The 26,996-nt window shown below is 71.6% G+C and carries 24 protein-coding genes; 7 read left to right on the top strand and 17 right to left on the bottom strand.

The annotated features are described in order from the left end of the window. Positions 1–15 precede the first annotated feature (15 nt). A complete protein-coding gene (locus tag ACH4S7_RS22770; RefSeq protein ID WP_398523061.1) occupies positions 16–951 on the top strand; it encodes an ornithine carbamoyltransferase in 936 nt (311 codons plus the stop codon). An 86-nt stretch (positions 952–1,037) separates the two neighbouring features. On the opposite strand, the gene ACH4S7_RS22765 is transcribed toward ACH4S7_RS22770, so the two are convergent. Beyond that, complete coding sequence (locus ACH4S7_RS22765) at positions 1,038–1,550, bottom strand: phospholipase (protein WP_398523060.1); 513 nt, start codon at positions 1,548–1,550, stop codon at positions 1,038–1,040. 637 nt (positions 1,551–2,187) lie between these two features. Further along, the gene (locus ACH4S7_RS22760; protein WP_398523059.1) at positions 2,188–4,362 is read right to left on the bottom strand and encodes a S1 family peptidase; all 2,175 of its coding nucleotides are present in this window, start codon (positions 4,360–4,362) and stop codon (positions 2,188–2,190) included. A gap of 614 nt (positions 4,363–4,976) precedes the next feature. On the opposite strand from ACH4S7_RS22760, the gene ACH4S7_RS22755 reads away from it, so the two are divergent. Continuing rightward, positions 4,977–5,735, top strand: coding sequence for a class I SAM-dependent methyltransferase (locus ACH4S7_RS22755; RefSeq protein ID WP_398523058.1), 759 nt, complete (start codon positions 4,977–4,979; stop codon positions 5,733–5,735). A gap of 116 nt (positions 5,736–5,851) precedes the next feature. Here ACH4S7_RS22755 and ACH4S7_RS22750 read toward each other — a convergent pair whose 3' ends face one another. The 8 genes from ACH4S7_RS22750 to ACH4S7_RS22715 all read right to left on the bottom strand — a co-directional run bounded on the left by ACH4S7_RS22750 (position 5,852) and on the right by ACH4S7_RS22715 (position 13,585). After that, positions 5,852–6,604 carry a DUF3159 domain-containing protein gene (locus ACH4S7_RS22750; RefSeq protein ID WP_398523057.1) on the bottom strand — a complete coding sequence of 251 codons (753 nt, stop codon included), beginning with the start codon at positions 6,602–6,604 and terminating at the stop codon, positions 5,852–5,854. A gap of 3 nt (positions 6,605–6,607) precedes the next feature. Continuing rightward, positions 6,608–7,036: an OB-fold nucleic acid binding domain-containing protein gene (locus ACH4S7_RS22745; RefSeq protein WP_398523056.1), complete on the bottom strand. Its 429-nt coding sequence runs from the start codon at positions 7,034–7,036 to the stop codon at positions 6,608–6,610. 233 nt (positions 7,037–7,269) lie between these two features. Beyond that, positions 7,270–7,959 carry a response regulator gene (locus ACH4S7_RS22740; RefSeq protein WP_398523055.1) on the bottom strand — a complete coding sequence of 230 codons (690 nt, stop codon included), beginning with the start codon at positions 7,957–7,959 and terminating at the stop codon, positions 7,270–7,272. A gap of 47 nt (positions 7,960–8,006) precedes the next feature. Continuing rightward, the gene (locus ACH4S7_RS22735; RefSeq protein WP_398523054.1) at positions 8,007–10,550 is read right to left on the bottom strand and encodes an ATP-binding protein; all 2,544 of its coding nucleotides are present in this window, start codon (positions 10,548–10,550) and stop codon (positions 8,007–8,009) included. Positions 10,551–10,768: 218 nt separating this feature from the next. Beyond that, positions 10,769–11,500, bottom strand: a complete 732-nt coding sequence (locus tag ACH4S7_RS22730; protein ID WP_398523053.1) for an ABC transporter ATP-binding protein — start codon at positions 11,498–11,500, stop codon at positions 10,769–10,771. Between the two features lie 144 nt (positions 11,501–11,644). Further along, positions 11,645–12,430 carry a DUF3710 domain-containing protein gene (locus ACH4S7_RS22725; protein ID WP_398523052.1) on the bottom strand — a complete coding sequence of 262 codons (786 nt, stop codon included), beginning with the start codon at positions 12,428–12,430 and terminating at the stop codon, positions 11,645–11,647. Position 12,431: 1 nt separating this feature from the next. Beyond that, positions 12,432–12,977 (bottom strand): dUTP diphosphatase, encoded by a 546-nt coding sequence (dut, locus tag ACH4S7_RS22720; RefSeq protein ID WP_398523051.1) that lies wholly within the window; start codon positions 12,975–12,977, stop codon positions 12,432–12,434. Continuing rightward, positions 12,977–13,585 (bottom strand): PaaI family thioesterase, encoded by a 609-nt coding sequence (locus ACH4S7_RS22715; RefSeq protein ID WP_398523050.1) that lies wholly within the window; start codon positions 13,583–13,585, stop codon positions 12,977–12,979. Before ACH4S7_RS22715 ends, dut begins: the two co-directional genes overlap by 1 nt. Before the next feature lie 214 nt (positions 13,586–13,799). Between ACH4S7_RS22715 and ACH4S7_RS22710 the strand changes: the two genes are divergently transcribed. Then, a complete protein-coding gene (locus ACH4S7_RS22710; protein ID WP_398523049.1) occupies positions 13,800–14,267 on the top strand; it encodes a DUF3093 domain-containing protein in 468 nt (155 codons plus the stop codon). 117 nt (positions 14,268–14,384) lie between these two features. Here ACH4S7_RS22710 and ACH4S7_RS22705 read toward each other — a convergent pair whose 3' ends face one another. The 4 genes from ACH4S7_RS22705 to ACH4S7_RS22690 form a co-directional block, all read right to left on the bottom strand. Next, the gene (locus ACH4S7_RS22705) at positions 14,385–15,344 is read right to left on the bottom strand and encodes a hypothetical protein (protein WP_398523048.1); all 960 of its coding nucleotides are present in this window, start codon (positions 15,342–15,344) and stop codon (positions 14,385–14,387) included. Between the two features lie 11 nt (positions 15,345–15,355). Continuing rightward, positions 15,356–15,652 (bottom strand): DUF4193 domain-containing protein, encoded by a 297-nt coding sequence (locus ACH4S7_RS22700; protein ID WP_005310959.1) that lies wholly within the window; start codon positions 15,650–15,652, stop codon positions 15,356–15,358. 395 nt (positions 15,653–16,047) lie between these two features. Next, positions 16,048–17,283, bottom strand: coding sequence for a sensor histidine kinase (locus ACH4S7_RS22695; RefSeq protein ID WP_398523047.1), 1,236 nt, complete (start codon positions 17,281–17,283; stop codon positions 16,048–16,050). Between the two features lie 3 nt (positions 17,284–17,286). Beyond that, a complete protein-coding gene (locus tag ACH4S7_RS22690; RefSeq protein ID WP_398523046.1) occupies positions 17,287–17,940 on the bottom strand; it encodes a response regulator transcription factor in 654 nt (217 codons plus the stop codon). Positions 17,941–18,244: 304 nt separating this feature from the next. On the opposite strand from ACH4S7_RS22690, the gene ACH4S7_RS22685 reads away from it, so the two are divergent. After that, positions 18,245–18,439: a hypothetical protein gene (locus ACH4S7_RS22685; RefSeq protein ID WP_398523196.1), complete on the top strand. Its 195-nt coding sequence runs from the start codon at positions 18,245–18,247 to the stop codon at positions 18,437–18,439. A 600-nt stretch (positions 18,440–19,039) separates the two neighbouring features. On the opposite strand, the gene ACH4S7_RS22680 is transcribed toward ACH4S7_RS22685, so the two are convergent. Both ACH4S7_RS22680 and ACH4S7_RS22675 read right to left on the bottom strand, forming a co-directional pair. Then, complete coding sequence (locus ACH4S7_RS22680) at positions 19,040–19,858, bottom strand: inositol monophosphatase family protein (protein ID WP_398523045.1); 819 nt, start codon at positions 19,856–19,858, stop codon at positions 19,040–19,042. Between the two features lie 155 nt (positions 19,859–20,013). Further along, on the bottom strand, positions 20,014–21,141 hold the full coding sequence (locus ACH4S7_RS22675; protein ID WP_398523044.1) for a ferrochelatase: 1,128 nt from the start codon (positions 21,139–21,141) through the stop codon (positions 20,014–20,016). Positions 21,142–21,312: 171 nt separating this feature from the next. On the opposite strand from ACH4S7_RS22675, the gene ACH4S7_RS22670 reads away from it, so the two are divergent. After that, positions 21,313–22,572, top strand: a complete 1,260-nt coding sequence (locus ACH4S7_RS22670; RefSeq protein ID WP_398523043.1) for an MFS transporter — start codon at positions 21,313–21,315, stop codon at positions 22,570–22,572. Then, on the top strand, positions 22,538–23,851 hold the full coding sequence (locus ACH4S7_RS22665; protein WP_398523042.1) for a D-arabinono-1,4-lactone oxidase: 1,314 nt from the start codon (positions 22,538–22,540) through the stop codon (positions 23,849–23,851). The genes ACH4S7_RS22670 and ACH4S7_RS22665 overlap by 35 nt, the downstream gene beginning before the upstream one ends. A gap of 7 nt (positions 23,852–23,858) precedes the next feature. On the opposite strand, the gene ACH4S7_RS22660 is transcribed toward ACH4S7_RS22665, so the two are convergent. Next, positions 23,859–24,734 (bottom strand): hypothetical protein, encoded by an 876-nt coding sequence (locus ACH4S7_RS22660; protein ID WP_398523041.1) that lies wholly within the window; start codon positions 24,732–24,734, stop codon positions 23,859–23,861. A 527-nt stretch (positions 24,735–25,261) separates the two neighbouring features. Between ACH4S7_RS22660 and sepH the strand changes: the two genes are divergently transcribed. Then, on the top strand, positions 25,262–26,341 hold the full coding sequence (gene sepH, locus ACH4S7_RS22655; protein WP_398523040.1) for a septation protein SepH: 1,080 nt from the start codon (positions 25,262–25,264) through the stop codon (positions 26,339–26,341). The last annotated feature ends 655 nt before the right edge of the window (positions 26,342–26,996 follow it).

The raw sequence follows: 26,996 nt of genomic DNA, 5'->3' as shown, positions 1-26,996 counted from the left end.
TGAGCGGAGATTTCGATGCAGCACAGGCGCCGACACTTGCTGTCGATCGCGGATCTGACCGATGACGAACTGCGGTACCTCGTCGACAGGGCGAGTCGGTACGCGGCGGGCCAGGAGTCCACCGCAGTGCTGTCGGGGCAGGTGATCGGGACGTACTTCCGGAAGACGTCCACGAGGACGCGCACCGCGTTCTCGGCCGCGGCCCTGCGACTGGGGGCCAAGGTCATCGCCTACGGCCCCGCGGACCTCCAGGAGAACACCGGGGAGACGGTGGAGGACACCGGCCAGGTGCTGTCCAGGATGCTGGACGGGCTGGTCGTCCGCACGTCGGGCCCGGACCGGGAGATCGCCGCCTACGCGGCGCAGGACCGGATGTCGGTCGTCAACGCGATGAGCGAGGGTGAGCATCCGACCCAGGCGCTGGCCGATCTGACCACCATTCAGCGGCTGCGCGGGGAGATCGACGGGGTCCGCGTGCTCTACGTCGGCGAGGGCAACAACTCCGCCGTCGCCCTGGCCCTCGCGCTCACCCGGTTCAGCGGGACCGCACTGCATGTCGTCACGCCCCCCGGCTACGGTCTGCCCGAAGCGACGGAGCACGCCGCGAGGAAGTACGCGGAGGTCTCCGGAAGCACGTTCATGAGCGGCCATGACCTGGCCGCGGTGCCTGGCGGGGCGGATTTCGTCTACACCACCCGCTGGCAGACGACCGGCACCAGCAAGCCCGATCCCGACTGGCGCGCCGTCTTCGAGCCGTACCGGGTGGACGAGGCGCTGATGTCCCGTTATCCGGAGGGCAGGTTCATGCACGATCTGCCGGCCCACCGCGGGGAGGAAGTGACGGCGGCCGTGCTGGACGGCAGCGCGAGCGTCGCCTACGACCAGGCGGAGAACAAGATGCACAGCGCGTCCGCCGTGCTGGAGTGGTGCCTGACCGGAGGCCGGAGGTAGCCCGCCGCCCGCCGATCTCCGCCGCTCCGGGGGCCCGTGACCGCACTGCCACGAGCCCCCGGCCGCACCTCGGCGGACCGCCTCCGCTAGCCGACCTTCAGCGCGGCCGGCTTCTGCGCGGCCGACTTCGGCGCCGCGGTGTCGGCGGCGAATCCGAGGGCGCTCACCGCCTGGTAGTACGTCCACGCGGTGCCGTTGCAGATGGTGCGCTGCCCGCCGGTGTACGTGTTACAGACTCTCTTGAGGTCCTCGTAGAAGGCACTGTCGAGCCGCGCCTTGTTCGCGGGGAACTGGCCCGCCGCCTTGTAGTTGCGGTACCCGAAGTCATGGCGGGCACAGGAGTTCTGGAACGGGAATCCGAACGGGTTGTCCGGGGAGCTGCTGCAGTAATCCGTCGACCAGTCGAAGTTGTACGAGGCCCAGGCGCCCTGGTTCGCGCGGGCCGCGGCCCACGAGTTGTAGCTGGCGGCACTCGTCTGGGTCCACTGGGACAGGATCTGCGGCTTGTTCGCGGGAGCGGCCTGCGCGGGAGCGGCCATGCCCATGACGGCCACTGCCGAAGCAGCCGTGAGGGCCATGGTGACGACTGACCGGTTCATCGGGTTCCTTCCGGTGGGGTCCCCTCCGCCAGGAGAGCGGGAGTGGGTGGCGAAGCGCCCCGCGGACCACTGGCTGTGGGGGCGGGAGCCGAGCCAGATCAACGGATGGCGGGCCGAGCCGTCAAGGTATGGATCCAGTCATGTCCATGATCCGATGCGTGCCGAGGGGGGCCCGGGGAAGGCGCCCGGAACCCCGTCCGGGCCGGTGGCCGACCTCCGGCGGACGTCGCGAACGGACCGTGTGGGGACCGTCCGTGGCGCCGTGACACCTGCCGCTCCTCGCCGACGGCGGGCCGGTCGTCCCCCCGCGCTCCTCGCCGGGGGCGGTCTCACCCGTGCGCCCGGAGGACCGGGCGGGGGAGGGGGCGCGAGGGTCGGGACCGAGCCGCCAGGTGGCTTGATCTCGTTTGTCGCTCGGTCGCCATTCCCGCGTGATGAGAGCAGCCGCGTGGTGCGCGACGCCGCGCGGTGAGAGCGGCTGCCTGGCGAACGCCGCCGCCTGGTGAGCGCGGCCCGGTGATGAGAAGTGCCGCGCCGCCGACTGCCTCTGAGAACACCAGGGGCCGGGTCCCGGGGCACCTCGCGAGGTGCCCCGGGACCCGGCCCGGTGTGCTGACGGGCCGTCGCCCGTGCGCGGTCAGCCGATGGCGGTACCGAACGCGCCACCCGCGGCGGGCAGTCCGCCCTTGCCGGGCTGGTGCGTCGTCACCGGCTCGGTGGCCGCGGAGAGCACATTCGCCCACGGGACGGTGTGCGCGGCGCCGGTCGGTGCGGGCCCGTCGGGCATCCCGACGTAGAGGTGCGTTCCGGTGGCGGTGAGGCTGTTGCCCAGCCGCTGTCCGGCACCCGAGACGCCCGGCAGGCCCACCTTGCCCGGCTCCACCGGCACATCGGCCGCGCCCGGGGCGCCGATGAGCGGGAAGACCCAGATCGAGCCCGAGTCGGCGGCCGTGCCGACGTCCTCGCCGGGGACGCCCACGGCGAGCAGGGCGGTCCGCTCGGTGGAGACGGCGTCCGGCGCGGTGTTGACGGCGGAGAGCCGCTCACCGAAGCGGTCGCCTGCCTCGTTGGCGCCGCCCACGTCGGCGGTGTTCTGGTGGATGTCGTGGAGCTGGGTCACCTTGCCCGTCGCGCTCACCTTCAGCGTGACCACCCGGCCCGACTCCTTCAGGTCGCCGTTGGCCTCACCGGGGGAGCCGACCGCGAGGAGTGACTCCGTCGCGGTCGCCGCGCCGGCCGGGCGGTGCGGGACCATGGCGAGCGAGGCGCCGAACCGGTCACCGGTCTCGGCGTCGCCGTTGATCACGGTGCTGTCCTGGTCGAGGGCGGTCAGCGGAGTCGGGAAACCACCGGTCAGCTTGTGGCTGAAGACATGGAAACGACCGGCCGACGCCTTGGTGCCGATGGCCTCCGCCGGCGTACCGATCGTCAGGTGCTGCGGCGAGGCCGCGACCGCGGTGCCGAAGCGGTCGTCCTTCTCCACATCGCCCGTCACCCCGTCCTTGCCCTCGTGCACCGCGGCGTTGGTGGTACCGCGCAGGTAGAAGGCGTTACCGGCGTTGACGATCGCGTCCAGGTCCTCGCCCGGCGCGCCGATCAGCAGATACGGCTCACCGGTGGCCGTGGCGCCGGCGGCCAGCGAGTGGCCCATCCGGTCCCCGGACTCCGGCGCCGATGAACCGATGGCGCCGCCGCCCGCGCCCTGCTCCAGCACCAGCGCGGCCTTGCCCTTGGTCAGTCCGGCGGGCGCCCCGTACAGCACCTGCACCATGCCGGTGTCGGTCTTGCCCACCAGGTCCTCGGCCGGGATGCCGACCACCAGGTCGGTGCAGCCGTCGGAGTTGTGGTCGAAGGTGGCCAGGGTCTCGCCGAACCGGTCACCGGCCTCCGAGCCGCCGGGCACCGTGCCGAGGTCCTGCGCGAGCTCCGCGTGGCCCTTGCCGGCGCCGTAGACGATCCGCACCAGGCCGGCCTTGGCGTCGCCGCCCACCACGGCCTCCGGGTCGCCGACCGCGATGTCGCGCGCGCCGTCGCAGTTGAAGTCGGTCACCGGCGCGCCGGTGGTGACGGTGCCGATCCACTCCGCCAGATCGTCGACCCGGCTGCTGACGGCGGTGTTGGGGGTGTCCTCCTCGTTGACACAACCGCCCATCGAGGACCGGCTGCTGACCGCGACGAGTTCGAATCCGCCGCCGGTCGCCCGCAGGGTGGGCCCGCCGCTGTCGCCGCGGCAGACGGCGGACGCGCTGGTCGCGGCGGTCGTCGTGAGGGTGCCGCCGTCCGCGGAGTTCACGGTGAAGGGAGAGGTGTGCAGCTTGCCGGGCACCCATGCCGACTTCGTACGGCCATAACCGGCCGCCGTCACGACCTCGCCCGGTGCGGGAGCGGTGGTGCCGATCCCCACCGGGGCGACACCGGTGATCGGCTTCGCCAGCCGCGCCAGCACCAGATCCCGGTCGGCATGCGGTACGAGTTCGACGATCTCGGCGGTCTGGCCGCCAGTCGCGCTGAGGTTCGTCCGGCCGACGAGGGCGACCGACGTGAAGGCGGGCTTGCCCGGCGCGACCGTCCCGCTCTGGGTGTCGGTGGTGAAGCAGCCGGCCGCCGTGGCGATCCACTGCGGCGCGACGAGCGCGCCGGAGCAACTGCGTTCACCGTTGCCGATGTCTATCTTCGCGGTGAAGGCGTGGCTTCCCTCGGTGGCCGGGTCGCCGGCGACCGCTTGGGCCGGTCCGGCGGTGGCCAGTCCGGCGAGGAGCAGGGTCGCGAGGACCCCGGTGGTGAGGGCCGTGTACGGCCGCTGTTGTGACACGCTCTGTTCTCTGTTCTCTGAATGGTCCCCGGCGCGGACCCGGGGTCCGGCGCACGGTCGGTCGTCGCGGGCGCGGATCCGGCTCATGGCGGACGCTCCCGACTCGCCCCGGGCGTCGTCGCCTCACGGGGCGGGCGGGCGCTGTCCAGGTGTACGAGTGGCGCTCCCCGGCCGGGGAGCGCTGCGGGTACGGGTCGGCACCAGCGGCTCCTTCCGGGCGAATTGGGTGAGGTTGCGACAGAAGCTTGCCACAACATTTACTCAGGTAAGCGACATGTAAAGTATCACCGGGCCTGATGCCAATCTCCGCCTATGTCCCTCTTGTTGCGAGAGGGCGACGAACACGGCCTTTCGCCGCTCCCGTTGGGAGCCGTGCGTCAGGGTGCTCACCGGGCCCCTGTGCCCGCGCCCTCGCCGGTGCCCCCGCCCGTATCCCCGTCCGGGGCTACTCGTGCACCGCCCCGGCCTCCTGAGACACCGTCCCCCCGGCGAACCCGACTTCGGGATCTGGATCGCGAACTGACCGACCCCGGTCATGGACCCCCCCCGGCCGGTCGGGGGCTCCGTGCCCCCCGGCACCGCGCGACCGGCGCGGGTTCGCCGATGATGGCGTCATGTCTCGTACCTTCGACGATCTCGTGACCGAGGCCGACACGGCCCCCGTGGCGGGCTGGGACTTCTCCTGGCTCGACGGCCGCGCCACCGAGGCGCGCCCCTCGTGGGGCTATCAGCGGCTGATGGGCGAGCGGCTGGCGGTCGCGTCGGCCGCGCTGGACATCCAGACCGGCGGGGGAGAGGTACTCGCCGGGGCACCGGTCCTCCCACCCACCATGGCCGCCACGGAATCCTGGCCGCCCAACCTCGCCGAGGCCACCCGGCGACTGCACCCCCGCGGCGTCGTGGTGGTCGCCGATCCGGACGAGCCGCCCCTGCCGTTCGCCGACGCCGCCTTCGACCTGGTGACGAGCCGGCACCCGGCGACCGTCTGGTGGACCGAGCTCGCGCGGGTGCTGCGCCCCGGGGGCACCTACTTCGCCCAACACGTCGGCCCCGCGTCCGTCTTCGAACTGGTGGAGTTCTTCCTCGGGCCGCAGCCCGCCGCCCGCCGCGAGCGCCGCCCCGAGGACGAGAGCGCCGCCGCCGAAGCGGCCGGTCTGGAGGTCGTCGAGGTGCGCCAGGAGCGGCTGCGGATGGAGTTCCACGATATCGGCGCGGTGATCTACTTCCTGCGCAAGGTGGTCTGGATGGTGCCGGGCTTCACCGTGGCCGCCCATCGGGAGACGCTGCGCCGGCTGCACGAACACATCGGAGCCGAGGGGCCCTTCGTCGCCCACTCGGCCCGTTTCCTGATCGAGGCGCGCAAACACGGCTGACCCGCCCGAAGCGAAACCGGACAGCGCGTCCACCCCGCCCGACACAGCCCGCCCCGGTCACGATGTCCGTCGTGACCGGGGCGGGCTGTGTCGGGCGGGCCGGAGCGGGCGGGCCGCTACGCCTCGCTGCTCCGCGCGGCGGCCTTGCGCTCGCGCTCGGCGCGCTCCTCCGCCTCCATCTCCGCGAAGACATCGATCGGCGGCGGCGCCTTCGACAGGAAGACCCAGGTCAGATAGACCGCCAGCAGGAAGGGCGGAATCTTCAGGGCGACCAGCACCCAGCCGAACTGGGTCGTGTCCGCCCACCAGTAGAGCGGGAAGAGGATCGCGCACTTGGCCAGCAGGATCAGCCCCCAGGCCCAGCTCGCCTTGGCGTACGCCTTCTTGCGGCCCGGGTTACGGGTGCGCCAGGAGAGGTTCTCCTTGAAGACCGGGCCCAGGATCAGGCCGATCAGTGGGACCCCGGCGATCGTGGTGATGATGTACGCCAGCGCCAGGCCGAGCGTGTACAGCATCCCCGGCAGATAGAAGTCCTTCGCATTGCCCGTCATCATCGCGAAGACCACACCGAAGGCGACCCCGAAGACCCCGCTGAACGCGTGCTTCGCGGTGTCCTTGCGGAACAGCCGGACCGCGACGAGCACCAGGGACACCGCCAGCGCGGCGATCGCCGCGATATGCAGGTCCTTGTTGATCGTGAAGATCGTGACGAACAGCAGTCCGGGCACGACCGTCTCGACCATGCCGCGCACGCCGCCGAAGGCTTCGAAGAGCGCCGCCTCCGTGACCGCCTTCGATGCGGCGGTCTGGTCGTCGTGGGGCGGCTGCGGTTCGTTGGTCGTGGTGGTCGGCTTGTCGACAGACGTCACCGGCTACTCCTGTCCGAGCGGTCGGAGTTCGTATTTGGGGTTGAACAGCACACGGCGGCCGTGGCTCATGGAGATCCTGCCGGAGGCTATGAGCCTGCGGCCCGGTTCTATGCCCACGATGGAGCGGCGGCCGAGCCAGACGACGTCCAGGGGCGCCGTACCGTCGAACAGCTCCGCCTCCAGCGCGGGCACTCCGGCCCGCGGTCGCAGCGTGACCGTGCGCAAGGTACCAGTCACCCGGACGATCTGGCGGTCACCGCACTCGGCGATGCGGGTACACCCCGATGCCTGGGCGTCCTCGCGCAGCTCCGCCGACTCCAGGTCCTCCTGCGAGCTGGCGAGCCGGTCGAGCATACGGCGGAACCGGCCGGCCGGTCTCGCCGCCCTGTCGGCCTTACCGGAACCGCTCTCGGAACGGGGGACAGCACTCATAGGGCAAGGGTACCGGCCCGCACCCGCGCCCTCCCCGTTCTCCACAGGCCGTTCCGCCCTCCGCGCTCTCCACTGGCCGTTCCGCCCTCCGCGCTCTCCACTGGCCGTTCCGCCCTCCGCGCTCTCCACTGGCCGTCCCGGCCACGGCGCTCTCCACTGGCCGTCCCGGCCACGGCGCTCTCCACTGGCCGTCCCGGCCACGGCGCTCTCCACAGGCCGTCCCGGCCACGGCCTCAGGAACGCTCGAATCGGTAGCCCATCCCCGGCTCGGTGACGAAGTGCCTGGGATGCGAGGGGTCGGTCTCCAGCTTCCGCCGGAGCTGGGCCATATAGACCCGGAGGTAGTTGGTCTCTGTCCCGTACGACGGCCCCCACACCTCCTGGAGGAGCTGCTTCTGGCTGACCAGCCGGCCCGTGTTCCGGACCAGGACCTCCAGCAGATGCCACTCCGTCGGGGTCAGCCGGACGTCCCGCCCGTCGCGGTGGACCTTCTTCGCCGCGAGATCGACGGTGAACCCGGCGGTCTCGACCACCACCAGGTCGTCGTCACCGCCGCCCACGGGCTCCGCGCGCCGGACCGCCGCCCGCAGCCGGGCCAGCAGCTCGTCCATCCCGAACGGTTTGGTCACGTAGTCATCGGCGCCCGCGTCCAGCGCCTCCACCTTCTCGTCCGAGGTGTGCCGGGCGGAGAGCACCAGGATCGGCACCCGGGTCCAGCCGCGCAGCCCCTTGATCACCTCGACCCCGTCCATATCGGGCAGACCGAGGTCGAGGACGACCACGTCGGGGTGGCGGGCCGCCGCGAGCTGGAGCGCCGTCGCGCCGTCGGGGGCCGCGTCCACCTCGTACTTCCGCGCCCTCAGATTGATCACGAGGGCGCGCACGATCTGCGGCTCGTCGTCGACCACGAGCACCCTGGTCATCGCTGTCCTGCCTTTCGCTACGGTCTGTGCCGCGCCGGCCGGCCCGGTCATGAGGTGACCCGGGCGGGGAGATCGGGGCTCACGGGCTCGACGCCGGGCGCCGCCTGGAGAGTGAGGACCATGGTCATGCCGCCCCCGGGGGTGTCCTCGGCGCTGAGGGTGCCTCCCATGGACTCGACGAAGCCACGGGCGACGGCGAGACCGAGCCCCACCCCGGCCCCGCGCGGGGCGTCACCGTAACGCTGGAACGGTTCGAAGATCCGCTCCTTCGCGTCATCGGGGACACCGGGGCCGCGATCGGCGACCCGTACCTCCACCCGGTCGCCGAGCGCGCTCGCCGCCACGGAGACGGGGGTGCCGTCGGGGCTGTACTTGACGGCGTTCTCCACGATGTTCGCGACCGCGCGCTCCAGCAGTCCCCGGTCCACGGCCACCATCGGCAGCGACTCCGGGATGTCCAGCTCCACGCTCTCGTCAGGCACGGAGACCAGCGCCATCGGCACCACCTCGTCCAGATCGGTCACCCGGATCAGCGGGGTGACGGTGCCGGTCTGGAGCCGGGACATGTCCAGCAGATTCCCGACGAGCTGGTCCAGCCGGTCGGCACCGTCCTCGATCGCCGCCAGCAGCTCCGCCTCGTCCTCGTCGGACCAGGCCACGTCGTCCGACCTGAGTGAGGAGACGGCCGCCTTGATGGCCGCCAGGGGAGTGCGCAGATCGTGGCTGACGGCGGCGAGCAGCGCCGTCCGGATCCGGTTGCCCTCGGCCATCCTGCGGGCCTCCTCCGCCGCCCCGACCAGCCGCTGCCGGTCCAGGACGACGGCGGCCTGGGCGGCGAAGGCGGCCAGCACCCGCCGGTCCTCGGCGGGCAGCACCCGCCCGGAGAGCGCGAGCGCCATATGGTCACCGACGGGCATGTCCACATCGGCGTCCTCGGGCCGTACGACACAGCGCGGGCCCATACTGCCCGCGATGGTCCAGGGATCGACGTCGCTCAGCCGCTCCAGCAGGGCCACCGACTCCATGCCGAAGGTCTCCCGGACCCGCTCCAGCAGCGCGTCGAGGGTCGTCTCGCCGCGCAGCACACTGCCCGCGAGGAAGGACAGGATCTCCGACTCGGCGCGCAGCCGGGCCGCCTGATGGGTGCGGCGGGCCGCCAGATCGACCACCGACGCCACCGCGACCGCCACCGCGAAGAAGATCACGATGGCGACGATGTTCTTGGGGTCGTACACGGTGAGCGTCCGCACCGGCGGGGTGAAGTAGAAGTTCAACAGCAGAGAACCCACCGCCGCCGACGCGAGGGCCGGCAGCAGTCCCCCGAGCAGCGCCGAGAGCACCGTGAGGAAGAGGAAGAGCAGCACGTCATTGGCGAGTCCGAGAGTGTCATCGAGCGCGGTGAGCAGCAACGACAGCAGTACGGGGGCGGCGACACCGACCAGCCAGCCCGCCATGATCCGGGACCGGCCGAGCCGCGCCCCGCGCGCGACCGGCAGTCCGCGCCCCTTTCCCGCCTCGTCGTGGGTGACGATGTGGACGTCGAGATCGGGCCCCGAGTCACGGGCGACGGTCGCGCCCACCCCCGGCCCGAAGATGTACTGCCACGCCTTGCGGCGGCTGGAGCCGAGCACGATCTGAGTGCCGTTGACCCCGCGCGCGAACTCCAGCAGCGAGGCCGGGATGTCATCGCCTATGACGTGGTGGAAGGTGCCGCCGAGATCCTCGACCAGGGTCCGCTGGACCGCCAGCTCCTTGGGCGAGGCCGAGGTCAGACCGTCGCTGCGGGCGATGTAGACGGCGAGGATCTCACTGCCGGAACCCTTCGCGGCCATCCGGGCCGCCCGCCGGATCAGGGTGCGGCCCTCGGGCCCGCCGGTGAGACCGACGACGATCCGCTCCCGGGCCTGCCAGGTGGAGCGGATGTTGTGCTCGCCCCGGTACTGCTGGAGGTATTCGTCCACCCGGTCCGCGACCCAGAGCAGGGCCAGCTCCCGCAGCGCGGTCAGATTGCCCGGCCGGAAGTAGTTGGAGAGGGCCGCGTCGACCTTGTCCGACTTGTAGATATTGCCGTGGGCCATCCGGCGCCGCAGCGCCTGCGGCGACATATCGACCAATTCGATCTGATCGGCCCGGCGGACGACCTCGTCGGGGACGGTCTCCCGCTGCCGTACGCCCGTTATGGACTCCACGACATCGCCCAGCGACTCGAAGTGCTGGATGTTGACGGTCGAGACGACATCGATGCCGGCCGCGAGCAGCTCCTCCACGTCCTGCCAGCGCTTGGCGTTCCGGGAGCCCGGCACATTGGTGTGGGCCAGCTCGTCCACCAGCGCGACCGTGGGGCGCCGCTCCAGGGCGGCGTCGACGTCCATCTCGGTGAAGACGGTCCCCCGGTACTCGATCTCGCGCCGCTGGACCTGCTCCAGACCGTGCAGCATGACCTCGGTACGGGGCCGGTCGTGGTGCTCCACGAAGGCCACCACGCAGTCCGTGCCCCGTTCGACCCGGCGGTGGGCCTCGGCCAGCATGGCGTAGGTCTTGCCCACACCCGGCGCCGCGCCGAGATAGATCCGTAGCTTGCCGCGTCCCATGGCCTCATTGTCTTTCAGAAACTGCTGTTCACGCTGGGACGACCATACGGCCCAGGACACGGGCGGAACGGACCTGGGACGTCCGTGAGCGACGTATTTGACGCGATTCTGACGCCGGCGCCCGCACCGCCGCAGAAGCGGCGGCCGGGACGGCTCCGCCGCTGGTCAACGACGGGGGAAGGCCACAGCGGGAAGGTCACAGCGGGAGGGCGCGGGCCTCAGTGCTCGATGAGATCGCCGTCGTTGAGCTCCAGCACCCGGTCCGCGAGACCGAGGAGCTGGGCGTCGTGGGTGGCGACGAGCGCCGTCACCCCCTCGCCGCGGACCACCGCCCGCAGCAGCTCCATCACGGCGAGTCCGGTCTCCGCGTCGAGCTGGCCCGTCGGCTCGTCCGCGATCAGCAACGCGGGCCGGTTGGCCAGCGCCCGCGCGATGGCGACCCGCTGCCGCTGCCCGCCGGACAGCTCCCCGGGCCGCTGCGCCGCGTGATCGGCGAGCCCGACCAGGTCGAGCAGCAGCTCGACGCGCTCGTCGCGCTCCCGGGCGTCGGCCTTCCGCAGCCGCAGCGGCACCCCGACGTTCTCGGCCGCGGAGAGGATGGGGATCAGCCCGAAGGACTGGAAGACGAAGCCGATCCGGTCCCGGCGCAGCTCCAGCAGACCGTTCTCGCCGAGGGCGGCCAGATCGATCCCGTCGACGCTGATCCGGCCCTCGTCGGGAGAGTCGAGACCGCCGACCAGATTGAGCAGGGTGGTCTTGCCGGAGCCGGAGCGGCCCTTGAGGGCGACCAGCTCACCACGCGGGATCGTGAAGGAGACCCCGCGCAGGGCGTGCACGGCCGCCGCCCCGGAACCGTACGAGCGGTGCAGATTCTCCACCCGTACCATCGCACCGGCCGCCGGATCACCGGCGAGAACCGTGCCGCTGCCCGCGCTCGTGCTCTCGGTCATCGAATCCCCCTCGTCCCACCGGCGTCGTGTGGACACCGGACACAGCCGTACAGACGTACGGAATCGGTCCGGGCACAGTACGCGGAAACACCGGTGGGCCGCACTCCCTGACGGAAGCGCGGCCCACCTGGCGGTTCGTACGGGTCAGCGGATCTCGGTGATCTCCGGACCGCGCTGGAGCTGTCCCATGCCTCCGGAGAAGCGCGAGTTCTCCTGGTCCTCCTGCTGGACGCCCTCGGGCACCATCTGCGCGTCCTCCGGCAGCTTGAGGACGATCGGGTCACGCGGCGCCATCGGGCCGTCACCGCGCACGACGACCGTGTCCCGGAAGATCTGTTCCAGCAGACCGGCGGCCTCCGGCTGCACTGCGCCCTGGCCGGAGATCACTCCCCGCAGGAACCAGCGCGGGCCGTCGACCCCGATGAAGCGCACCAACTGCACACCGCCGGTGCCGTCCGGCAGCTGTACGGGCACCTGCGCCCGCAGCTCCCAGCCCAGCGGGCCCTCGACCTCGTCGATGACACCGCCCTGCTGGGTGATGCCGGTGGCGATCTCCTCGCGGACCTCGCCCCAGATGCCTTCCTTCTTGGGCGCCGCGAACGCCTGAAGCTGTACGGCGCTGTCGCGGAGCACCACGGTCGCCGCGACGATCGCGTCCCCCGCGACCTCGACCCGCAGCTCCATGCCCTCGACCCCGGGCACGAACAGGCCGCCCAGGTCGACCCGGCCCTCGGCGGGCTTGGACACCTCGTCGAGGTCCCAGGGGCCGTCCGGCCGCGGCATCGGCGGGAGGTTCACCCTGCCGCGGGGAGTCTCCTCACCGTCCGCGTGTTCCGTGTCGCTCTCGGCTGACAGGTCGGCGACTCGCTCGGCCTCGCCCGTTGCGTCCGCGTCCTCCGCGGAACCACTCTTCTTGCGACGTCCGAACACGTCACTGTCCTTCCCGGTCGGATACGACGGAAGCGTATCGATTCCCACCCGCTGAGCCGTCCACCACGGCATGACCGCCGGTGGACCCGAAGCCCCCCTCGGCCCGTGCCGAGCCGGGAAGCTCCGCCACCTCGTGGAAGCGCACCTTCTCGACCTGCTGGACTACCAGTTGGGCGATGCGGTCGTACTTCTCGAACCGCACGCTGTCGCGCGGGTCGAGATTGACCACGATCACCTTGATTTCCCCACGGTACCCGGCATCAATCGTCCCTGGGGCATTCACCAGGGCCACACCGCAGCGGGCGGCGAGACCGGAGCGCGGGTGGACGAAGGCGGCGTAGCCGTCCGGGAGGGCGATGGAGACCCCGGTGGGGAGCACCGCGCGCTCGCCGGGGGCCAGTTCGACGGCCTCCCGGGTCACCAGATCGGCGCCGGCGTCACCGGGGTGCGCGTAGACCGGCAGCGGGACGTCGGGGTCCACCCGGCGGATCAGCACGTCAACCGGCGAGGCCGGGGAGACCGGGGCCGGGCTGGGCGTCAGGGACATCAGGGATTCACCTCGAAGGCGCGTGCGCGCCGGATCTGGTCGGGGTCGGCCATGGCGGCCCGGATCTCCTCCGGGCGGCCGTTGTCGATGAAGTGCTCGACTTTGACCTCGATGAAAAGCGCTTGGGCACGTACGGCGACCGGTCCTTCGGGGCCGCCGATCCGTCCCACGGCGGTGGAGTAGATCTTGCGCCCGGCGACCGCGGTGATCTCGGCCTGGAGGAAGAGCACGGTGTCCACGGGGACCGGGCGGACGTAGTCCGTCTCCAGCCGGCCGGTGACCGCGATCTTCCGCAGCAGCCAGTTCAGCGAGCCCAGCGTCTCGTCCAGGGCTGTGGCCAGCACACCGCCGTGGGCCAGGCCCGGGGCGCCCTGGTGGGCGGGGCGCACGGTGAACTCGGCGGTGATGGTCACCCCGGCACCGGCGCGCGCCGCCAGGTGCAGGCCGTGCGCTTGGCCGGCGCCACAGCCGAAGCAGTGGTCGTAGTGGGAGCCGAGCAGCTCACCGGGGGCGGGGGCGTCGGGGTGGCGTACCGGCGGTCTGGCGTCCGGAGGGGGGATCAGGGCGGCGGGCGTGGGGCCGGCCCCCCGGGAATTCGCAGTGCTCACAGGCGCAGACCTTACCCGCGCGGATACCCCGGGACCGCACCGTGCCAAGCTTGGCGCCATGCAGCCTTCCGCCCCGCGCCCCGACTCTCCGGGCGCCCACTCCCCGCGCCCCGACTCCCGGGACACGGACTCCGCGCACGCCGATTCCGCGGATTCGTCCGCTTCCGCTGTTTCCACCGATTCTGCTGATTCAGCCGTCCCGGCCGTTGCCGCCGTGTCCGCCGGCGCGAACTCCGCGCGCCCCGGTGCGCCGCGCTACGACGAACGTCTGACGGCGCCCCGTACCTGGTGGGGCATCACACTCCTGCTGGGGATCTCCGGCGGTCTGGTCACCCTCCCGCTCGGCACGCTGCCGATGCTCGGCGGTCTGGTCGGGACGGCCGCGCTGGCGATGGTGGTGGTGAGCGCGTACGGCTCCGCCCGCATCAGGGTGGTGGCGGGCTCGCTGATCGCGGGTGACGCGCGGATCCCGCTGACGGCCCTCGGTGAGCCCGAGGTGCTGGACGCGGCGGAGGCGCGGGCCTGGCGCTCGTACAAGGCCGATCCCCGGGCCTTCATGCTGCTGCGCAGCTATGTGCCCACGGCCGTACGGATCGAGATCACGGATCCGGCCGATCCGACGCCGTACGTCTATCTGTCGACCCGGAACCCGCGGAAACTGGCCGCCGCGCTGGCTACCTGAGTCGTCGGGGCCAGCGGGGCGGGTGTTTCGGGTGGGGTCTCTGCCCGATGGTGGCCCCGGTCGGGGCCGGATGCCGACCCCCGGTGGGGCCCGATGGCGCCCCTGATGGGTCGGGGCTCAGCCGCCGCCCAGCTCACGGGGGATCTGACGGCCCTCCGTGACCTCCAGCGGATGCGTGGGCTGCTCCAGGGGCGGCAGGGAGGGCAGCGCGTCCCAGGGCACCTGGCGGGCCCGTAGGTCCTTGCGGACGCGGTCGGCGAGGTGCCGGGTGTCCCGGCGGTTCATGACCGCTCCGACCGCCGCGCCGACCATGAACGGAATCAGGTTCGGCAGATTGCGGATCATGCGCTTCATGATCTGCTGGCGGAGCTCCCGCTTGAGACCGCCGCTGACGGCGGCGTTCTTGTACGTCGACGGCTTGGTCACCTCGACACCGCGCTCGTCCGACCAGGCGGAGAGATACGCGGTGCTGCGGTCCTTGAGACCGCCCGCGGGACGCAGGCCGTAGACCTCGTGCAGCTCGGCGATGAGCTTCAGCTCGATCGCCGCGACGCCGGTGATCTCCGCCGCCAGCTCGGCCGGCATCGCCGGCGGAACCGGCAGCATCGCGGCGGCCCCGACGCCCGCGCCCACCGTGGCGGTGGCGGTCGACGCGCCCGCGACGAGCTTGTCGGCGAGCTGCTCCGGGCTCAGCCCGGGAAACTGCGCGCGCAGGGTCGCGAGATCGCGCACCGGGACCCGGGGCGCGTTCTCGATGATGCGGTCGGCGATGTAGCCGACCGCGGCCTTGGCGCCGTCACTGCTCCTCCGGACGCCCTGACGCACGGCGGCCAGGCGTGACCGGGTCGGTGAACCGGTCCGGTCCGCCGCTTCGTGCGGGAGCGCCGGGAGCGCACCGGACGGGGCCGGCCGGCCCCGCTCGTCGTCTCCCGTCTCTCCCGCACCATGGGGCAGGAGGGCGGTCGAGTGGTCGTCAGAGGGCGTGGCGCCTTCCGACGGTCCCGAACCGCCCCGGTCCGTCTCCGACGGCTTCTGACGCCGGAAACGCATCTTCCTGGACGGTGTCTCGCCTGCCACGCGACCGGACCTCAGTCGCAGTCGCGGCAGATCGGCTGGCCGTTCTTCTCGCGAGCCAGCTGACTGCGGTGATGCACGAGGAAGCAGCTCATGCAGGTGAACTCGTCGGCCTGCTTCGGCAGGACCCGGACGGCCAATTCCTCATTGGAAAGGTCCGCGCCGGGCAGTTCCATGCCCTCGGCCGCTTCGAACTCGTCCACGTCGACCGTCGACGTCGACTTGTCGTTCCGCCGAGCCTTGAGTTCTTCAAGACTGTCGGAATCAACGTCGTCGTCGGTCTTACGTGGGGTGTCGTAATCCGTTGCCATGTCGCTCTCCCCCTCTGGGTGGTTGCGGTGTCTCAGCGCACGTAACGCGTGAGAGGCCGGACTTGTGCCCGACCCGAGGCGGAGATTTTGCCTCACATCAAGGTCTGTTACTCAATCGACACCCAACCGGATCGCCCTGGAGTGATCGGGTTGGACAGCGATGGGGACCGTACACGATCCGAATGTCGCAGCTCACGGGCGCCACCCCGTGTACTTCCCGTGATCTCGACCCCTGGAAACCCGGACTTTTCCCGGCTTTCCGGTAAGGGCCATGATCACAGAGAGTTGATGGCTTGAAATTCGCCCTTGTGATCGATCCCACATGCTCAACTCCGGAACAGGTCCAGAAAATTCCGCGTAAAGCGAACGAAAGTATGTGGTCTCGATCACCTGTCTCAGACGGGCAGCGTGACACGCATCACCAGGCCACCGCCCTCGCGAGGCTCCGCGATGATACGTCCCCCGTGGGCCCGCGCCACCGATCGGGCGATGGAAAGGCCGAGGCCGACGCCCTTGTCACTGCCCGTACGGTCCTGGCGCAGCCGTCGGAACGGCTCCCACAGATTGTCGATCTCGTAGGCGGGCACCACCGGCCCCGTGTTCGACACCGTCAGCACCGCGACGCCGGCCTCGGTCCCCGAAGAGACCTCGACCCAGCCGTCGGGAACGTTGTACCGCACGGCGTTCTGCACCAGATTCAGCGCGATCCGCTCCAGCAGTACACCATTGCCCGGCACCACGGCCTCCGCGCACTCGCCGCGGAACTCCACGCCCTTCGCATCGGCCTCCGCCCGGGTCTGGTCGACCGCGCGCGTCGCGACCTCCGCCAGATCCACCGGCTTCCGCTCGAATGTCTGATTGTCGCTGCGTGCGAGCAGCAGGAGACCCTCCACCAGCTGCTCACTGCGCTCATTGGTGGCCAGCAGCGTCTTGCCGAGCTGCTGGAGCTCGGTGGGGGCCGCCGGGTCGGAGAGGTGGACCTCCAGCAGCGTGCGGTTGATCGCGAGCGGCGTACGCAGCTCGTGCGAGGCGTTCGCCACGAACCGCTGCTGCGCGGTGAACGCCCGCCCCAGCCGGTCCAGCATCTCGTCGAAGGTGTCCGCCAGCTCCTTCAGCTCGTCGTCGGGGCCGTCCAGCTCGATCCGACGGGACAGATCGGAACCGGCCACCTGGCGGGCGATACGGGTGATCCTGCCCAGCGGCGACAGCACCCGGCCCGCCATCGCGTAACCGAAGGCGAAGGCGATGATGCTCAGGCCCAGCAGGGCGAAGAGCGAGCGGCGCAGCAGATCGTCCAGGGCCACCTCGCGCTGCTGCGAGAAGCAGGTCTGCAGCACGGAATTCGCCTCGTCGGCGGACATCCCCGGGGAGAGCGCCGGACAGGCGTTGTCGGTGAGCTGGACCTTGCTCTCCGGCAGCAGCTTGAACGGCATCCCGTCACCGGAGTGCAGCGCCTGCGCCGTCAGCAGATAGATGATCGTCAGCAGCAGGATGCCGGCGATCAGGAACATCCCGCCGTACAGCAGGGTCAGCCGTATCCGGATCGTCGGACGCAGCAGCGGGCGCACCGGGGCACGGGGGTCCCAGGTCGGTTTCGGGGGCGTCGCGGGGGGCGCCGGGGGAGCGGCCACCGGTCAGATCCGGTAGCCGGAACCGGGCACGGTGACGATCACCGGGGGCTCGCCGAGCTTACGGCGCAGCGTCATCACGGTGACCCGCACCACATTGGTGAACGGGTCCGTGTTCTCGTCCCACGCCTTCTCCAGCAACTGCTCGGCCGAGACGACGGCGCCCTCGCTGCGCATCAGCACCTCCAGCACCGCGAACTCCTTCGGCGCGAGCTGGACCTCCTTGCCGTCCCGGAAGACCTCCCGGCGGTTCGGGTCGAGCTTGATCCCGGCGCGCTCCAGGACGGGCGGCAGCGGCACCGTCGTACGCCGGCCGAGCGCCCGCACCCGGGCGGTCAGCTCGGTGAAGGCGAACGGCTTGGGGAGGTAGTCGTCGGCACCCAGCTCCAGGCCCTCGACCCGGTCGCTGACGTCGCCGGACGCGGTCAGCATCAGCACCCGGGTCGGCATCCCCAGCTCGACGATCCGCCGGCACACATCGTCACCGTGGACCAGCGGAAGGTCGCGGTCCAGCACGACCACGTCGTAGTCGTTGACCCCGACGCGCTCCAGGGCGGCGGCGCCGTCGTACACGACGTCGACGGCCATGGCCTCCCGGCGCAGTCCGGTGGCCACCGCATCGGCGAGCAGTTGCTCGTCCTCGACGACGAGTACGCGCACGTCTCGGTCCCTTCCTCTGAGCCCGTCACTCATGATCAGGGCAGGTTTGCGCACGGTTGTGCGCTCCCATCCTGCCCGTTACGCGCGTAAACCGGCTGTAAGGCGAACCGCCCTTCGTGAGCCCGACCCGGTCTTACGGGAATCAACCGGATTCCCGGGCGAGTTGAGGTTTCTGCTAGAACCCGCCGGGGGAGGACGACTAAACACCCGAGATCACGCCCTGTAGTGGCGCACCTCCACCATCTGTGCAGGCGTGGTCACCCCGCCCCCCGCTGCGGCGGGGGAAATCCCGAGGCACACCCCCGTGCCACCGACCCACGACGAGGGGGCGCACATGGACGCATTCACCGCAGGACTGCTGCAGCGCATAAAGGCCGCGGAGACGGACCTGACACTGGCACGCGAGACGGGCGACGACTTCCTGGCGGATGTCGAGCAGGCCGAGATCGACGATCTGCGCCGTCTGGCCGCCGAGCACGGCGTCGAGGTCAGCGTTTAGCCCGCACCATCGTTCGGCCCGCATCACCCTCAGGCCCACAGCACTCGGTGTGGCCTGCCCGGCACACCCCGCTCACTCGGTGTGACCACCACCCGGAAGCAGCGGAACCGGTTGGCGCCGGTCGGCGCGTATCCCCGGCCGGACCGGTCCCGCACCCCCCGGACAGCGTTTGGAACACGAACACCCCGTCCACCGTGAAGGGCCTCGGCGCGCGATCTCGCGCACCGAGGCCCTTCACCGCGCCCGGGGCACGAGAGGGCCCCTGGATCCTGTCCGGGCGATCTTCGAGGGTCGGCCCGCGGCGTCAGATGCGTGGGGTCTCCCCAGCCCCCAGTGCCGGCCCGTGGGGCCTCCTCAGGCCCTACGGGCCCAGGGGACGTATCGCAGGGCGGTGGGTCTCCTCCCGGCGAAGCCAGCGGGAGGTCGTCCTCGTACCGGGACATACCTCGATGACTCCGATGACTCCGACAACGCAGCGTGGGGGTCCCCCGGGCCGCCACGGGCCGGGGCGTGGGGTCCTCCCAGGTCTCCAGGCCCCCAGTGCCGAGGGGACGTGCCCAGCGGTCGTCGCGGGCCCGACAAGATCGGCCCGACAGGGGCCTAGTCGTGCCAGGCGCCGAACTCCTCCAGCAGCGCGCCCAGGGGCTCGAACACCCCCGGGCTCGCCGCCAGGGTCAGCTCGCGCGACGGCGGCAGACCGGGCCGGCCGCCCGTCAGCGCCCCCGCCTCCCGGGCGATCAGATCGCCCGCCGCCAGGTCCCAGGGGTGGAGCCCCCGCTCGTAGTACCCGTCCAGCCGGCCGGCGGCGACATCGCAGAGATCCACCGCCGCCGAGCCACCGCGCCTGATGTCCCGCACCAGCGGGATCAGCCGCTCGGCGACCGCCGCCTGATGGGCCCGTACGGTCGCCACGTAGTTGAAACCGGTGGCGATCAGGGCCTGGTCCAACGGTGCCGCCCGGCGGTGCCGGAGCGGCCTGTCCCCGCCGTACGCCCCGCCACCGAGCACCGCCCGGAAGCTCTCGCCGCGCATCGGGATCTCCACCACCCCGACGACCGTCTCGCCGTCGAGCTGCGCGGCGATCGAGACGGACCAGGTCGGCAGCCCGTAGAGGTAGTTCACGGTGCCGTCGAGCGGATCGATGACCCAGCGCACCCCGCTGGTGCCCGGCGTGGCCGCGCCCTCCTCGCCGAGGAAGCCGTCGGCGGGTCGGTGCTCGGTGAGGAAGCCGGTGATCAGCTTCTCGGCGGCGATGTCCATCTCGGTGACCACGTCGATGGGGCTCGATTTGGTCGCCGCGACCGCGAGATCCTCCGGCCGGCCGTCGCGCAGCAGGGCACCCGCGCGGCGGGCGGCCTCCGAGGCGAGATCGAGCAGCTCGGTGAGGAGCGGGTCCTGCGGGTCCAGGCGGTCACTCACGGCGATTCCTCCATGACGGGATGACGGGACGGGAGCTGCGGGGCGGCCGCCGGGAACAACGAGAGGCGCGAGGGACGGGCGCGACGGCCCGGGAGCCGCCTTGAGGGCCGTCCCGTGCACGGGACGACGCCGCGGGGCCCCCGGCCGCCCGGTTGTCACGCGTACGGGCTGTCGACACCCGCCGCCGCGGGCCTGGGCGCACGGGCCGGACAGCAGCCGATCGGACAGAGGTCGTGCGACGGGCCGAGGGACCCCAGCGCGCAGCGCTCGGGGGCCACCCCGCGCTCGGACTCGGCCCGCTCCAGCACCAGCTCGCGGACGGCCGCGATGAACCGCGGGTCGGTGCCGACCGTCGCCGATCTGCGCACCGGCAGCCCCAGTTGGGCCGCGCGCGCGACCGCCTCGGTGTCCAGGTCGTACAGGACCTCCATGTGGTCCGAGACGAAGCCGATCGGGACCATCACGGCGGCCGGCGCCCCGGCGGCGTGCAGCTCCTCCAGGTGGTCGCAGATGTCCGGCTCCAGCCACGGGATGTGCGGGGCGCCGCTGCGGGACTGGTAGACGAGCTGCCAGGGGTGCTCGACGCCCGTCTCCCGGCGCACCGCCTCGACGATCAGCCGGGCCACGTCCAGGTGCTGGCGGACGTACGCCCCGCCGTCACCGTGTCCATCGGGCGGACCCGACGAGTCGGCCGCCGCGACCGGGATCGAGTGGGTGGTGAACGCCAGCCGCGCGCCCGCCCGCACCTCGGCCGGCAGCTCCGCCAGCGATCTCAGCACCCCGTCGACCATGGGGCGCACGAATCCGGGGTCGTTGAAGTAGTGCCGCAGCTTGTCGACGCGCGGCACCGCCAACCCTTCGGCCGCCAGCTCCGCCAGCGCGTCCGCGAGATTCTCGCGGTACTGACGACAGCCCGAATACGAGGCGTACGCGCTGGTCACCAGCACCGCGATCCGCCGATGGCCGTCCTTGACCAGATCCCGCAGGGTGTCGGTCAGATACGGCGCCCAGTTCCGGTTGCCCCAGCGGACCGGGATGTCCAGGCCGTGCGCCGCGAAATCCGCTTCGAGCGCGGCCAGCAGGGCGCGGTTCTGGGCGTTGATGGGGCTGACCCCGCCGAACAGGTAGTAGTGCTGCCCCACCTCCTTCAGCCGCTCCGTGGGGATACCTCGGCCGCGCGTCACGTTCTCCAGGAAGGGGACGACGTCGTCGGGGCCCTCAGGGCCTCCGAAGGACAGCAGCAGCAGGGCGTCATAGGGGGTGGGATCGCACAGGTCGGACATGGAACCGATCCTGCCACCCGGCACCGACAGCGGAACCACCCACCCGCCGTCCCGTCCCGATTTCCACGGCCCGCGGCCGGCCGGGGGCCGCGGGCGGGAGACCCCCCTGCGCGCCGGGAACGGCCGGGCGTAATCTGTCAACGCCATCCATACGCCTTACCGGAGCGCCCGTTGCCCAGCCCGTACCGCGCGATATTCGCGACCCCCGGCAGCAAGAGTTTCACTGCCGCCGGGCTATTCGGCCGTATGCCCCTGGCGATGATGGGCATCGGCATCGTGACGATGGTTTCCCAGATCACCGGCCGCTACGGACTCGCCGGCGCGCTCTCCGCGACGATGGCGCTGTCGGCCGCCGTGCTCGGCCCGCAGGTCTCCCGGCTGGTGGACCGGCACGGTCAGGTTAGGGTGCTGCGCCCGGCCACCCTCGTCGCGGTGGCGGCGGTCGCGGGACTCCTGGTCTGTGTCCAGCAGTCCGCCCCCAACTGGACGCTCTTCGTCTTCACGGCCGCCGCCGGCTGTGTGCCGAGCGTCGGCTCGATGGTCCGCGCCCGCTGGGCCGCCGTCTACCCCGGGGGATCGCGCGAACTGCACACCGCGTACTCGTGGGAGTCGATCGTCGACGAGATGTGCTTCATCTGCGGCCCGATCATCTCCATCGGCCTCTCCACCGCCTGGTTCCCCGAGGCGGGCCCGCTGCTGGCCGCGGTGTTCCTGCTCATCGGCGTTTTCTGGCTGACGTCGCAGCGCGCCACCGAGCCGGTGCCCCATCCGCGCGGCGAGAGCCGGTCGAGCTCCGCGCTCCGCTCCCGGCCGCTCCAGGTGCTGGCGGTCACCTTCGCGGCGACGGGCGCCCTCTTCGGCGCGGTCGACGTGGTCACCGTCGCCTTCGCGGAGGAGCAGGGGCACAAGGCGGCGGCCAGTCTGATGCTCGCGGTCTACGCGCTCGGATCCTGTCTCGCCGGGCTCGTCTTCGGACTGCTGCACCTCAAGGGCCCGGCCGGCCGGAGGTGGCTGGTGGGCGTCTGCGCGATGGCCGTGAGTATGATCCCCCTCCAACTGGTCGGGAACCTCACGTTGCTGGCCGTGGCGCTCTTCGTCGCGGGCATGGCCATCGCTCCCACGATGGTGACCACGATGGCCCTCGTCGAAGCGCATGTGCCGCGTTCACAGTTGACCGAGGGGATGACCTGGGTCAGCACCGGACTCGCGGTCGGTATCGCGCTCGGCTTCTCGGCAGGGGGCTGGGCGGTCGACGCGTTCGGGGCGGAGACGGCATACGCGGTGCCCGGAATCGCGGGCGCGCTCGCGGCCGTGGTGGCGTTCCTGGGCCATCGCCGGCTGAGCGGGCCGGCGCCGACGCGGGAGGGGCAGCGGGGCGATGGGCGCGATCAGGTCGATGGGCACGAGAAGCACGACGCCGACATGGCGTAACTGGGCGGGTACGGTCACCGCCCGCCCGGCCCGGGAGGTCTTCCCGGCGTCGGTCGCCGAGGTGGCCGACGCCGTACGGCGGGCCGCCGCGGACGGCCTCCGGGTGAAGACGGTCGGGACGGGACACTCCTTCACCGCCGTGGCGGCCACCGACGGAGTGCTGATACGCCCCGATCTGCTCACCGGAATCCGCCAGATCGACCGTACGGCGATGACCGTGACGGTCGAGTCCGGTACGCCCCTGAAGCGGCTGAACATGGCGCTCGCCCGCGAGGGACTGTCGCTGACCAACATGGGCGACATCATGGAGCAGACGGTCGCCGGGGCCATCAGCACCGGCACGCACGGCACCGGCCGTGACTCCGCCTCCATCTCCGCGCAGATCACCGAGGTGGAGCTGGTCACCGCCGACGGTGCCACGATCACCTGCTCCAAGGGCGAGCACCCGGAGATCTTCGACGCGGCCCGGATCGGCCTCGGCGCGCTCGGCGTGATCACCGCCGTCACCCTCGCCGTGGAGCCGACGTTCCTCCTGAGGGCGCGCGAGGAGCCGATGACCTTCGACCGGGTCACCGCGGAGTTCGACGCCCTGCACGCGGAGAACGAACACTTCGAGTTCTACTGGTTCCCGCACACGGACAACTGCAACACCAAGCGCAACAACCGCAGCGACGGCCCCGCCGCTCCGCCCGGCGCGGTCAGCGGCTGGATCGAGGACGAACTGCTCGCCAACGGCCTCTTCCAGGTGGCCAGCTCGATCGGGCGAGCCGTGCCGGCGACCGTTCCGGTGATCGCCCGCCTCGCCAGCCGCGCGCTGTCCGCCCGTACCTACACCGACATCCCCTACAAGGTCTTCACCTCGCCGCGCCGGGTCCGGTTCGTGGAGATGGAGTACGCGCTGCCCAGGGCGGCCGCCGTCGCGGCACTGCGCGAGGTACGGGCGATGATCGGGCGCTCGCCGCTGAAGGTCGGCTTCCCGGTGGAGGTGCGGACGGCCCCCGCCGACGACATCGCGCTCTCCACGGCGTCGGGCCGGGAGACCGCCTACCTCGCCGTGCACCTCTACCGGGGCACGCCGTACCGCGGGTACTTCACCGCGGTGGAGCGGATCATGACCGCCCACGGCGGTCGACCGCACTGGGGCAAGATCCACACCCGGGACGCCGGGTACCTGGCGGCGGCGTATCCGCGGTTCGCGGAGTTCACCGCGGTACGGGACCGGCTGGACCCGGAGCGGTTGTTCGGCAACGACTATCTGCGGCGGGTGCTCGGCGACTGACGCCGGGTCACGGTCCGGTGCTCGCGCCGTTCTCCGTACCGGTGCCGGCACCGCCGTCGTTTCCGGTCGCGGCGCCCGGCCGGGACGGGGTGGACGCGGGGCCGTTCGGCCGGTCGGTGTCCTGGTCGCCGTTCTGGCCGTCGGACGGTTCGCCCGACTCGTTGCCCGAGGGGCCGGTGGAGGGCTCGCCGGATCCGGAGGGAGTGGGGTCGGGTCCGGTGGTCGGGTCGCCGCCGCCGTTGTTCTGGTCCCGGCCGGTCTCGCCGTCGCCGGTGGCCGGTGGGGGACTCTGCTGCCGGGACTCCTCCGGGTCGGAGTGCTCGGTCTGGTCCCGCTGGTCCGACGGGGGCGGGGGCGGTGCGGGCTTGCTGTCGCCGGTGTCACCCCGGACGACCGAGCCGACGGTGGTGCCCTTGCCGCCGCCCAGTTCGGAGCCCGAGGCCAGTTCGAAGCCGGTGATGCCGACCATGGACACACCGAACACGACCGCGGCGCCGAGCAGCGGGCGCTTCCAGCCGCGCATCCGGGTGCCGTGGGTGGTGGCTCCGCCGAATTCGTCGCCGCCGTCACCGCCGATGCCGAGGGGCGGGGCGGTGTCGCCGGGCGCCGGTCCCGCGACCGCGCCGTACTCCGCCCGCGCGAGCGGCCTGGTGCGGTCGTCCCCGGGAGCGTCCGGAGTCACCCGTCGCCGGCCGCCCAGGGGCCGTGCCTGCACGGTGGCCTCGCGCAACTGGTCGCCGGTGCGGCTGAAGAGGTACTGGAAGATCGAGCCCCCGGAGGTGGCGACCACGCTCACGACACCGGCGCCGATGATCGTCCCGTAGACGCCCAGCCGGGAGGCGAGTACGGCGGCCGCCACCGCCGCCAGAGCACTTCCAGCCACTTGGGGAACGCTGAGATCCAGCCGTCGCCCGCTCTCTTCGTTCCGGTCTGTTTCGGTATCCGGCCTCTGATGCATCCTCAGCCCCTGGTCGCCTTTCTGTCGCGTCTGTACGCATGAGGGACAAATGGGCGAACTGAATAGTTCCCTTTGGGAAGATTCTGTGAACCAGAACACCCATGATCCTTGTGCGAGTGGTGAACTACCGTTCGCATCGAGAAGTTCGGCGGCGCGGCAGTCCACCCGGATGGCCCGAATGGAGTACTGTGGCGAGCCCTGGGCCTGGGCTCCCTCGCGGGTGGCCGGACCTCGGGTAGGGGGCCGAAAATGGCGCTCGAACCGGCGGCACCGCGACAACGCAGGGCTATCTGCACGCAGAGTGACTACCTGGTCACGCTGAGTGGTGAAGAGGTAACCGTGCCATCGCGGCGATCCAGGGCCTGTGCCCGACACGCCGGGCAACTCGGCAAGGTTGTGGCAGGCTGCACCCGGGCAGGCCACACTCGACTAGCGGAAGCAGCGACGCACAGGTGACGTCGGCAGGCACCACCCGGGAGGTCCCCATGCCCGAACTGCGTGTCGTGGCCGTCTCCAACGACGGCACACGACTGGTGCTCAAGGCTGCCGACAGTACGGAGTACACCCTCCCGATCGACGAGCGGCTGCGCGCCGCCGTACGCAACGACCGTGCGCGCCTCGGTCAGATCGAGATCGAGGTGGAGAGCCACCTCCGTCCCCGAGACATTCAGGCGCGGATACGCGCTGGAGCGTCGGCCGAAGAGGTCGCCCAGTTCGCGGGCATTCCCGTGGAGCGGGTGCGCCGATTCGAGGGACCGGTGCTCGCGGAGCGGGCGTTCATGGCGGAGCGGGCGCGCAAGACACCCGTACGCCGCCCCGGCGAGAACACCGGACCCCAGCTCGGCGAGGCGGTCCAGGAGCGGCTGACGCTGCGCGGCGCGGAGAAGGACACCACGCTCTGGGACTCCTGGCGGCGGGACGACGGCACCTGGGAGGTCCTGCTCATCTACCGGGTCGCGGGCGAACCGCACTCGGCGAGCTGGACGTACGACCCACCGCGCCGGCTGGTGCAGGCCGTCGACGACGAGGCGCGCGCGCTGATCGGCGAGACGGACGACACGATCGCCTCGCAGGAGCCGAGCTTCCCGTTCGTGCCGAGGATCGCGCGGCTGCCCAGGGACCGGCCGCTGGACCGGACCCTGGACCGGCCGGCGGAGCGCCCCAGCGCGAACGCCCCCGCGGGGTCGGACGACGGCGTCAGCGAGCGCGACTCGCTGACCAGCCTGTTGGAGGCGGTACCGAGCTTCCGGGGCGACATGGTCGTTCCGGAGCGCGTGACTCCCGCGGACCCTTCGGTCGAGCCGGCCGAGGATCCGGAAGAGGAGGAGTCGGTCGCCCCGGCGGCTTCGGCGGGGGCGGGTTCCGCCTACGCCGATGTGCTGATGCCCCGCTCGGTCGCGGGCCATCGCGACCGGCTGACCGGCACCACGGACCGGCAGGCGGAGGCGGACGGAGTCCGTCCGGGTCGTCGCGCGGCGGTGCCCAGTTGGGACGAGATCGTGTTCGGGACCCGGCGCAAGAAGCAGGACTAGGTCCTGTCCGGGCGATCTTCGAGGGTCAGCCCGCGGCGTCAGACGCATGGGGTCTCCCCAGGCCCCGTGGGCCGTGGCGTGCGGCCTCCCCAGGCCCGCAAGGGCCGAGGTGTGGGGCCTCCCCAGGCCCGCAAGGGCCTCGGGGACGTGTCGTAGCTGTCGTCGTGGGCCCCACAAGATCGCCCGGACAGGGCCAAGGTCCCTTTCCGGGAGCGGGCCGGGTCAGTGCGCCGGGCCCGGAAGAGGGCCCGGGTGGCTGCCCTCGGGGTGCGTCGTCCTAGGTGCGGGGCGGCGCCGATGTGGCCGGCCGCGCCCTGTCGGTGCCTCCCCGCTTCCGGGTGCCTACCTCAGCTCGGCCCCGGGTTCCTGAATCCCTGCGAACGGCCGGGTGTCCCGGTGCGCCGCGCCGCCCCGGCCGGTGCGCGTGCGCGCGCTGGTCGGGTGCGGATCTCATGCGGTCCGCTCCGGTGCGCATCGCGCGCGTGTGCGGATCTCATGCGGTCCGGTGTGTGGATCCGTCCCGAACGGCTCGGCCCGCTCGGCGCTATGCCCCCCGGAAGCCCCCACCATGGGCTTCCGGTTGACCGGGTCACCCATTCGGGTCGAGGGAGAATTTGCCGAATGGATATGCTTTTGTATGGATTTACCCCGGTGT

The sequence above is a fragment of the Streptomyces sp. NPDC020965 genome, assembly GCF_044333555.1.
GTDB lineage: Bacteria > Actinomycetota > Actinomycetes > Streptomycetales > Streptomycetaceae > Streptomyces.
This window is presented reverse-complemented; position numbering and strand designations above follow the sequence as displayed.

Excerpts from the sequence above, each read along its gene's own strand:
- ACH4S7_RS22770 (WP_398523061.1), top strand. The coding sequence starts at position 16 with ATGCAGCACAGGCGCCGACACTTGCTGTCGATCGCGGATCTGACCGAT.
- ACH4S7_RS22765 (WP_398523060.1), bottom strand. The coding sequence starts at position 1,550 with ATGAACCGGTCAGTCGTCACCATGGCCCTCACGGCTGCTTCGGCAGTG.
- ACH4S7_RS22755 (WP_398523058.1), top strand. The coding sequence starts at position 4,977 with ATGTCTCGTACCTTCGACGATCTCGTGACCGAGGCCGACACGGCCCCC.
- ACH4S7_RS22745 (WP_398523056.1), bottom strand. The coding sequence starts at position 7,036 with ATGAGTGCTGTCCCCCGTTCCGAGAGCGGTTCCGGTAAGGCCGACAGG.
- ACH4S7_RS22740 (WP_398523055.1), bottom strand. The coding sequence starts at position 7,959 with ATGACCAGGGTGCTCGTGGTCGACGACGAGCCGCAGATCGTGCGCGCC.
- ACH4S7_RS22735 (WP_398523054.1), bottom strand. The coding sequence starts at position 10,550 with ATGGGACGCGGCAAGCTACGGATCTATCTCGGCGCGGCGCCGGGTGTG.
- ACH4S7_RS22730 (WP_398523053.1), bottom strand. The coding sequence starts at position 11,500 with ATGACCGAGAGCACGAGCGCGGGCAGCGGCACGGTTCTCGCCGGTGAT.
- dut (WP_398523051.1), bottom strand. The coding sequence starts at position 12,977 with ATGTCCCTGACGCCCAGCCCGGCCCCGGTCTCCCCGGCCTCGCCGGTT.
- ACH4S7_RS22700 (WP_005310959.1), bottom strand. The coding sequence starts at position 15,652 with ATGGCAACGGATTACGACACCCCACGTAAGACCGACGACGACGTTGAT.
- ACH4S7_RS22675 (WP_398523044.1), bottom strand. The coding sequence starts at position 21,141 with ATGTCCGACCTGTGCGATCCCACCCCCTATGACGCCCTGCTGCTGCTG.
- ACH4S7_RS22665 (WP_398523042.1), top strand. The coding sequence starts at position 22,538 with ATGGGCACGAGAAGCACGACGCCGACATGGCGTAACTGGGCGGGTACG.